Genomic DNA, 8,179 nt, shown 5'->3' on the forward strand with positions numbered 1-8,179 from the left:
TTTTATTAATGTGGACAGGGAGTAAGGGCGGTGCACAGCTCCAGCGTGCGCCACGCGGTCGCGTTGCCGCGCAACCTGATGCGCCTGCTCGCGGCCAGTTCGCGGAAGCGCCACAGCACAACGCTGTCGCTGACCAGAAACCCGAGTTCGGCGGTCATCAAGTCCGCGGCAATTTGCGCGGCCGGCTGCCAGGCGCCGCTCGCGTGCTCGAGAACCAGTGCGTCGAGGTCGGCGAAGCTGCCGCTCGTAAACGTGTTGTCGCGCCAGCGCCGCGTCTCGCCGTTGGCCTGTTTGACTTCCTGCCATTCGAGCGCGAGCCGGCTGATCCTTAGCACCGAAATCGGTACGGCGTCCGGCAGGCGAGCTTGCAGCACGCTCGGCGGGAACATGCCGACGGACGTCGCGCGGTCCCTGCGGCTGTGCGCCCACGCGCCCGGATCGGTGAGATCGCGAACCGACAGGCGCACTTCGTTGAGCCGCTGCGGGCTGTTGCGCAGGTGATAGCCGACGCGGCGCAGCATCAATTGATCGGACGCGCTCTCGCCGTGCCAGACCACCAGATTCGCGTCGCCGCCCGCGATCGTTTCCAGCCCTGCCGCCTGCTCGCGGAATTCGCGAAGGAAATCACGCTTTGTGTCCGTGCTGACGCGATCCCAGAAGTCCGCCCGCACATCAGGCGCGTCGTCGATGCCGCGCAGCGGGCCGACCGCCAGATCGTCGCGCAGCGCGTGTACGCGCTCGTCGCGGCCCGCCTCATGCAGCGCGGTGCGCAGTGACTCGGCGGCGACATCGCCGTTGGTGAGATGGATCGTGCTCATCGGCAGTGGCTTGGGCTGGCAGATAACAAAAAGGGCCGCTCTTCGATGAGGACAATTGTCCGATCGATGAGCGGCCCCTAGTGTAAGCGGATCGCGGACCTGCTGAAAGCGCTGCGGCCGTTACATATCAGCCGCGCAATGCTCCAGTTCAACGTTCGTCGTAGCTCACCACGACGCGATCGCTGATCGGATGGCATTGGCAGGTGAGCACGAAACCGTCGCGAATCTCGTGTTCTTCCAGCGTGTAGTTCTTTTCCATCTTGACCTCGCCTTCCAGCACTTTCGCGCGGCAGGTGCAGCAGACGCCGCCCTTGCATGCGTATGGCAGCGCGAGGCCGGCGCGCAGGCCGACGTCGAGCACGCTCACGCCCTGATAGGGCAGGCGCAGCTTGCGTTTCTTGCCGTCGAGGACGATTTCGAGGTCGGCGGCGGGGGTGTCGTCGGTGATTTCGACGGGCGGCACCCCCGCTTGCGGCAGAGGCGAGCCGAAGCGCTCGACGTGCACCTTCCCGGGCGGCACGCCGGCGGCTTTCAGCGCGGCTTCGGCGGCATCCATCATCGGGGCGGGGCCGCAGATGAACGCTTCGTCGATGGCATCCGCCGGCAGCAGGTTCTCGATGAAGGCTGCGCACTTTTCCTGGTCGAGCACGCCGTTGAACAGCTCGACGTCCTGGAGGTCGTCGGACAGCACGTGATAGAGCACGAAGCGGTTCATGTAGCGGTTCTTCAGATCTTCGAGTTCTTCCGCGAACATGATCTGGTCCACGCTGCGGTTGCCGTACACCAGCGTGAACGTGCTACGCGGCTCGACCTCCAGCGTGGTCTTGATGATCGCGAGCACCGGCGTGATGCCCGAGCCGCCGGAAAACGCGATGTACTGCTTGCCCTGGTCCGCGTTCAGATGCGTGAAGAAGCGGCCGTCCGGCGTCATTACGTCGATCGTATGGCCGGGCTGCAGCGTATCGAACGCGAAGTTCGAAAAGCGCCCGCCGCGCACGCGCTTGATACCGATGCGCAGTTCGCCGTCGCGATCGTAATCGGTGACGCCTACGCAGATCGAATACGAGCGGCGCGTTTCCTCGCCGTCGATGTGCGTTTTCAGCGTGACGAACTGGCCCTGCGTGAAGCGGTATTGGTCGCGCAGTTCGACGGGAATTTCGAAAGCGACTGAAACCGCGTCGGCGGTTTCGGGCCGCACTTCGCGGATACGCAGCAGATGAAATTGCGGGGTGGCCATATCAGTATGGTTTGAAGTAGTCGAAGGGTTCGCGGCAGTCGATGCAGCGGTACAACGCCTTGCAGGCCGTCGAGCCGAATTGCGCGAGGCGTTCGGTATGCGCCGAGCCGCAACGGGGGCACGACGGCGCCGGCAGTGCGCGCGGTACGAAGCGCAGCACTTTTTCCTGCGACGGCGCGGCGCTGCCGCAATTGCCCGTGGGCGGTGCGATGCCGTAGGCGCGCAGCTTTTCGCGCGCGTCGGCGGTCATCCAGTCGGTGGTCCAGGCGGGCGCGAGCACGGTGGCGATCCGGTACGGCTTGAGTTCGGCCACATCCAGCGCGTGGGCGACGTCTTCGGCGATCTGCGACATCGCCGGGCAACCCGAATAGGTCGGCGTGATGACGACTTCGAGCACGCCGTCGGCGGCGCGGCGCACGTCGCGCAGAATGCCGAGCTCACGAATCGACACCACCGGGATTTCCGGATCAGGCACCGTTTCGAGCACGGCCCATGCGCGTTCAAGCGTGGTGTCGGCAGCGGACATGGCAGTCGAGGTCGTCATCGTCGGATTCCGTTTGGGTGCTTACCAGCTGGCGCCCGGATGCTGGCGCGCGAGGCTCTGCATTTCGGCCAGCACGAAGCCCATATGCTCCGAATGCTCGCCGTGCTTGCCGGTGGTGATGTGCTTGACGGCTTCCGGCAACTTCAGCGTGGCTTCGCCGAGCGTGGCGCGTACGTCGTCGAGCCAGGCGGCTTCGAGGTCCGACGTCAGCGGGCCGATACCCGCGGCGGCGATGGTCTCCTCCACCTCGTCCACGCTGAAGAATTCACGCGTGTACGGCAGGAGATAGTCGAGCGCGGCTTGCGCACGGCGATGGGATTCGTCGGTGCCGTCGCCGAAACGGATCAGCCATTCGCCGGCGTGGTGCACGTGATAGCGGGTTTCCTTGATTGACTTCGACGCGATCGCCGCAAGCTGTTCATCTTTCGACGTAGTGAGCGCTGTCCACAGATGCGCCATCAGCGTCGAGTACAGAAAATTGCGCACGATCGTGACCGCGTAATCCTTCTCGGCCTGCGCAGTGCCGGACATCGGCCCGTAGTGCGGCAACTCGGCCAGCGTGTAATTGGCGAATTCGCGTTCGGCACGGAAGTACGCGTAGTCGTCTTCGGTGCGGGTTTTGCCGCTGAGCTGCTGTTCCAGCGAGGCGGCGTGCGTGTACAGCAGGCGCGCCTGGCCGATCAGATCGAGGCTCATGTTCGACAGTGCGATGTCTTCTTCGAGGATCGGGCCGTGGCCGCACCATTCGGTATTGCGCTGACCGAGGATCAGCGCGGTATCCGCGAGGCGCAGCACGTACTTCAGATGTTCAGGCGTGATGTTCATGGCCGCGCTTACATGTGGTTGACTTCGTCGGGGAGCGTGTAGAACGTCGGGTGGCGATAGATCTTGTCGCCAGCCGGTTCGAACAGTTCCGCCTTGTCTTCCGGCGCGGACGCCGTAATCGCGGACGACTGCACGACCCAGATGCTCACGCCTTCCTGGCGGCGCGTGTAGACGTCGCGCGCCATGCGCAGCGCCATCGGCGCGTCGGCGGCGTGCAGACTGCCGCAGTGTTTGTGGTCGAGTCCCTGCTTGCTGCGCACGAAGACTTCCCAAATCGGCCATTCCTTGTTCATTGCTGATCTCCTGATTCTTTATCTGGTTTGCCGCCCGGTTCAGGCGGCGTGCTGCTGCGCACGCTGGCGCTGCCTTTCGGCGTGGGCGAGGGCGGCTTCGCGCACCCAGGCGCCGTCGTCATGGGCTTTCACGCGGGTGGCGAGGCGTTCGCGGTTGCACGGGCCGTCACCGTTCACGACGCGCCAGAATTCTTCCCAGTCGATGTCGCCGTAGTCATAGTGGCCGCGCGCTTCGTTCCATTTCAGGTCCGGGTCCGGCAGCGTGACGCCGAGCACCTTGGCCTGGTCGACGGTGGCGTCGACGAATTTCTGGCGCAGATCGTCGTTGGAAATACGTTTGATGCCCCATTGCGACGACTGATTGCTGTGGATCGAGTCTTTGTCGCTCGGGCCGAACATCATCAGCACCGGCCACCACCAGCGGTTCACGGCCTGCTGGACCAACTCGCGTTGCGCTTCGGTGCCGCTCATCATCGACATCAGCGCGTCGAAACCCTGGCGCTGGTGGAACGATTCTTCCTTGCAGATGCGGATCATCGCGCGGGCGTACGGCCCGTAGGTGCAACGGCACAGCGGAATCTGGTTCATGATCGCCGCGCCGTCGACCAGCCAGCCGATCACGCCGACGTCCGCCCAGGTGGGCGTCGGGTAATTGAAGATGCTCGAATATTTGGCTTTGCCCGAATGCAGCGCCGCGATCAGCTGATCACGCGATACGCCGAGCGTTTCTGCCGCGCTATATAAATAGAGGCCATGGCCGGCTTCGTCCTGCACCTTGGCGAGCAGGATCGCCTTGCGCTTCAGGCTGGGCGCGCGCGTGATCCAGTTGCCTTCCGGCAGCATGCCGACGATCTCCGAATGCGCGTGCTGCGAGATTTGCCGCACCAGCGTCTTGCGATAGGCCTCGGGCATCCAGTCCTGCGGTTCGATTTTGCCGTCGGCGGCCATGACCGCATCGAATTGCGCCTGCTCGGGCGAACCTGCGCCGGCGTCGAGCGGGGCGACATTGCCGGGGATATCCAGGGATTGCGTATACATGGGGACGCTCTCAGCAGAAGTTGTCTGTGTCTGCGCAGTATAAATCAACCGACCGGTCGGTTAATATATTTTTTAAGATGATGCGACTGCCTCGATAGAGGGAGGAGGGCGCCGTTGACGAGGCGTTTCGCGACCGCCGCCGCCCCGCGCTGACGCATAACCTATAAAATTGCGAATTGGCCGCGATTTGCGGCCTTCCTGCATCCCCCGGTACTCATGTTACGTCTAAGCGAAATCAAACTCCCGCTCGACCATCCCGAAAGCGCTCTCGACGCCGCGATCCTCGCGCGCCTCGGAGAGCTCGGCGTGGCGGCGGACGGCCTCATCCGCTACACCGTGTTTCGCCGTGCGCACGACGCGCGCAAGCGCGCCGACATCAAGCTGACGTATATCGTCGATGTCGAGGTGAACGATGAGCCGGCCGCGTTCAAGCGGCTCGCGGACGTCCCGCACTGCAGCGTGACGCCAGATATGACGTACCGTTTCGTCGCCAAAGCGCCGGCGCAACTGACCGCGCCGCGCCCGGTCGTGATCGGCATGGGCCCGTGCGGCCTGTTTGCCGGTCTGATCCTCGCGCAGATGGGCTTCCGGCCGATCATTCTGGAGCGCGGCAAGGCGGTGCGCGAGCGCACCAAAGACACTTTCGGCCTTTGGCGCAAGTCGGTGCTGAATCCCGAATCGAACGTGCAGTTCGGCGAAGGCGGCGCGGGGACCTTCTCGGACGGCAAGCTTTATAGCCAGATCAAGGATCCGAAGCACTACGGCCGCAAGGTGCTCGACGAATTCGTCCGGGCGGGCGCGCCGGAGGACATTCTTTATCTGAGCCGGCCGCATATCGGCACGTTCCGACTCGTCAGCATGGTCGAGAAGATGCGCGCGACCATTCATGAACTCGGCGGCGAGGTGCGATTCGAGACGCGGGTGGACGATATCGAGATCGATCAGGGCAAGGTGCGTGGGCTCAAGCTCTCGACCGGCGAAACCTTGCGCTGCGATCATGTCGTGCTGGCGGTCGGCCATAGCGCACGCGATACCTTCCAGATGCTGCACGATCGCGGCGTCTATATCGAGGCCAAGCCGTTTTCGCTGGGGTTCCGGATCGAGCACCCGCAAGGGGTGATCGATCGCAGCCGTTTCGGCAAGTTCGCCGGCCACAAGCAGCTGGGCGCCGCCGACTATAAGGTGGTCCATCACTGTAGCAACGGGCGCGCGGTTTATAGCTTCTGCATGTGTCCGGGCGGTACTGTCGTCGCCGCGACCTCCGAGCCGGGGCGTGTGGTCACTAACGGGATGAGTCAGTACTCACGTGCGGAGCGCAATGCGAATGCGGGAATCGTCGTCGGCATTACCCCGGACGACTATCCGGGGGGGCCGCTCGCCGGCATTGCTTTTCAGCGCAAATGGGAAGAGCGTGCGTTCGAGCTGGGTGGCGGCAATTATTGTGCGCCGGGTCAGCTGGTCGGCGACTTTATTGCGGGCCGACCGTCCACGTCGCTGGGTTCGGTGGTGCCGTCGTACAAGCCGGGCGTGCATCCGACCGATCTCAGCACCGCGCTGCCCGATTACGTGATCGAAGCGATTCGCGAAGCGCTGCCGCAGCTGGACAAGAAGATTGCCGGCTTCGCGATGCATGACGCGGTGCTGACGGGCGTCGAGACGAGAACGTCGTCGCCGATCCGGGTGCGTCGCCGGGACGATTATCAGAGTATGAATGTCGAGGGCTTGTATCCGGCCGGCGAAGGCGCGGGGTATGCCGGCGGGATCTACTCGGCGGCTATCGACGGCATCGAAGTGGCCGAAGCCTTGGCGTTGAAGATGACCGGAGCGCCGGCTGCGGCGTGAGTGCGGCTGACCGCGGCAGTCGGGGCGATCGATCGGGCACAATGCACGTTTCGCCTCGAACCGACTACCCGAATGACCATTCGCACCTTGGCTGCCGCATGTGGCGCGGCGCTGCTGTCACAATTTGCTGTTGCCTCGACTGTTTTCGCCGCGGACGCCCCGAACCACTGGGTCACCGCATGGGCGACGGCGCTGCAGCCCATTCCCCAGCGCCCGGATTTGCCGCCGCTGTACCGCGCCCCGGAGGTAGCGGGGCGCACGGTTCGCCAGATCGTCTACCCGACGCTGTCGGGAAAATCCGCACGGATCCATCTCAGCAACGAATACGGCAAGACTCCGCTCGTCATTGACGATCTGCGCATCGCACGCTCGGCGGGCGGCGCCGCAGCCTTAGGCAACGGGGAGACTCGCGTGACCTTTGGCGGCAAGGGCGCCGTGAGCATTCCAGCGGGCGGAGAACTGGATAGCGACGCGGTGGCTATCGATATCGCCGAAGGCGCGCCCTATGCGGTCAGCGCCTTCATAGGGCCGGAACAGAGAATTGTGGCGTGGCACCGCGTCTCGAACCAGGTGAATTACGTCTCCGCACCAGGCAATCATACTGCGGATGCTTCCGCAGATTCATTTCGTGGCCGGTTTACGCACTACGTGTGGGTGACTGGCTTGTCGGTGGATGCGCCTTCATCGGCTACCGTTGCGGCCATCGGCGATTCGATCACCGACGGCATGCGCTCCAGTTTGAATCAGAATCGCCGCTGGCCGGACGCGCTGGCGCGCCGGCTCGCCGGCAGCGGCGACCGCTCTACCGCGATCGTCAATCTCGGCATTAGCGGCAACCGCCTGCTGAGCGACTCGCCGTGCTACGGGGACGCGCTTGTTCGACGCTTCGATCGTGACGTGCTCGAACGCCCGGGCGTCAAGACGGCGATCCTGCTGATCGGCATCAACGACATCAACTTCGCGGCGATGCCGCCTCGCAGTGGTCTCGATTGCGATTTCCCGCATACCTCAGTGACGGCGCCGGATCTGATCGCCGGCTACCAGAGGGTGATCGCTGTCGCGCGGCACCGCGGCGTGAAGATCTTCGGCGCGACGCTGACACCGGCGTCGTTGCCGGCGCCGCGAGAAAGCATACGGCTTGCGGTCAATCAATGGATCCGGACCAGCCACGCCTTCGACGGCGTCGTGGATTTCGACGCTGCCTTGCGCGACCCGGCGCACCCGGACCGCCTGCGGCGCGCCTTCGACAGCGGCGACAACATTCATCCTGGTGACGCCGGCTACACCGCAATGGCCGAGGCGGTTCCTATGGACGCTGTAGTGAATTCGCCCCGGAAGTGACTCGCCAAAAAAATATTTCCGTCAAACCCTTGTCACATGGCTGATGTTCGCCTACTATTCGGCTCCTCGTTTGCGAACGAGCGCCGCTGCAGGAACCAGCGGCCGTAGCGTCAACAAGGTTTTAAGCGAAAGCGAAAAAATGTTGTTGACGAAACGAAAAAGAATCTTCATAATCTCGTTTCTCTGCTGCTGATGCAGCGACGCAGAACGAAGCGGTGCCGGGTGGTTGCGGTGTGGTGTG

Annotated in this window: 9 protein-coding genes; 2 read left to right on the plus strand and 7 right to left on the minus strand. The window is 63.7% G+C overall.

Annotated features, from left to right (window positions below):
* Positions 1 to 5 precede the first annotated feature (5 nt).
* The 6 genes from AC3WLT_RS16245 to paaA all read right to left on the minus strand — a co-directional run bounded on the left by AC3WLT_RS16245 (position 6) and on the right by paaA (position 4,755).
* The gene (locus AC3WLT_RS16245) at positions 6 to 818 is read right to left on the minus strand and encodes a DUF1835 domain-containing protein (RefSeq protein WP_492592729.1); all 813 of its coding nucleotides are present in this window, start codon (positions 816 to 818) and stop codon (positions 6 to 8) included.
* A 148-nt stretch (positions 819 to 966) separates the two neighbouring features.
* Positions 967 to 2,055, minus strand: a complete 1,089-nt coding sequence (gene paaE / locus AC3WLT_RS16250; protein ID WP_492592730.1) for a 1,2-phenylacetyl-CoA epoxidase subunit PaaE — start codon at positions 2,053 to 2,055, stop codon at positions 967 to 969.
* Between the two features lies 1 nt (position 2,056).
* Complete coding sequence (gene paaD / locus AC3WLT_RS16255; protein WP_492592731.1) at positions 2,057 to 2,599, minus strand: 1,2-phenylacetyl-CoA epoxidase subunit PaaD; 543 nt, start codon at positions 2,597 to 2,599, stop codon at positions 2,057 to 2,059.
* Positions 2,600 to 2,620: 21 nt separating this feature from the next.
* Entirely contained in the window at positions 2,621 to 3,424 is an 804-nt protein-coding gene (gene paaC, locus AC3WLT_RS16260; RefSeq protein WP_492592732.1) for a 1,2-phenylacetyl-CoA epoxidase subunit PaaC, read from the minus strand.
* A gap of 8 nt (positions 3,425 to 3,432) precedes the next feature.
* The gene (gene paaB, locus AC3WLT_RS16265) at positions 3,433 to 3,717 is read right to left on the minus strand and encodes a 1,2-phenylacetyl-CoA epoxidase subunit PaaB (protein ID WP_492592733.1); all 285 of its coding nucleotides are present in this window, start codon (positions 3,715 to 3,717) and stop codon (positions 3,433 to 3,435) included.
* 39 nt (positions 3,718 to 3,756) lie between these two features.
* The gene (gene paaA / locus AC3WLT_RS16270) at positions 3,757 to 4,755 is read right to left on the minus strand and encodes a 1,2-phenylacetyl-CoA epoxidase subunit PaaA (protein WP_492592734.1); all 999 of its coding nucleotides are present in this window, start codon (positions 4,753 to 4,755) and stop codon (positions 3,757 to 3,759) included.
* 216 nt (positions 4,756 to 4,971) lie between these two features.
* On the opposite strand from paaA, the gene AC3WLT_RS16275 reads away from it, so the two are divergent.
* Positions 4,972 to 6,597 carry an NAD(P)/FAD-dependent oxidoreductase gene (locus AC3WLT_RS16275; protein ID WP_492592735.1) on the plus strand — a complete coding sequence of 542 codons (1,626 nt, stop codon included), beginning with the start codon at positions 4,972 to 4,974 and terminating at the stop codon, positions 6,595 to 6,597.
* 72 nt (positions 6,598 to 6,669) lie between these two features.
* Complete coding sequence (locus AC3WLT_RS16280; protein ID WP_492592736.1) at positions 6,670 to 7,938, plus strand: SGNH/GDSL hydrolase family protein; 1,269 nt, start codon at positions 6,670 to 6,672, stop codon at positions 7,936 to 7,938.
* Positions 7,939 to 7,992: 54 nt separating this feature from the next.
* Here AC3WLT_RS16280 and AC3WLT_RS16285 read toward each other — a convergent pair.
* The coding region (locus AC3WLT_RS16285) for a hypothetical protein (protein WP_492592737.1) at positions 7,993 to 8,179 on the minus strand (187 nt) is incomplete at its 5' end.

Source organism: Paraburkholderia sp. FW306-2-2C-D06C (assembly GCF_058781505.1).

Coding starts and splice junctions, on each gene's coding strand:
- AC3WLT_RS16275 (WP_492592735.1), top strand. CDS start 4,972: ATGTTACGTCTAAGCGAAATCAAACTCCCGCTCGACCATCCCGAAAGC.
- paaA (WP_492592734.1), bottom strand. CDS start 4,755: ATGTATACGCAATCCCTGGATATCCCCGGCAATGTCGCCCCGCTCGAC.
- paaB (WP_492592733.1), bottom strand. CDS start 3,717: ATGAACAAGGAATGGCCGATTTGGGAAGTCTTCGTGCGCAGCAAGCAG.
- paaD (WP_492592731.1), bottom strand. CDS start 2,599: ATGACGACCTCGACTGCCATGTCCGCTGCCGACACCACGCTTGAACGC.
- paaE (WP_492592730.1), bottom strand. CDS start 2,055: ATGGCCACCCCGCAATTTCATCTGCTGCGTATCCGCGAAGTGCGGCCC.
- paaC (WP_492592732.1), bottom strand. CDS start 3,424: ATGAACATCACGCCTGAACATCTGAAGTACGTGCTGCGCCTCGCGGAT.
- AC3WLT_RS16280 (WP_492592736.1), top strand. CDS start 6,670: ATGACCATTCGCACCTTGGCTGCCGCATGTGGCGCGGCGCTGCTGTCA.
- AC3WLT_RS16245 (WP_492592729.1), bottom strand. CDS start 818: ATGAGCACGATCCATCTCACCAACGGCGATGTCGCCGCCGAGTCACTG.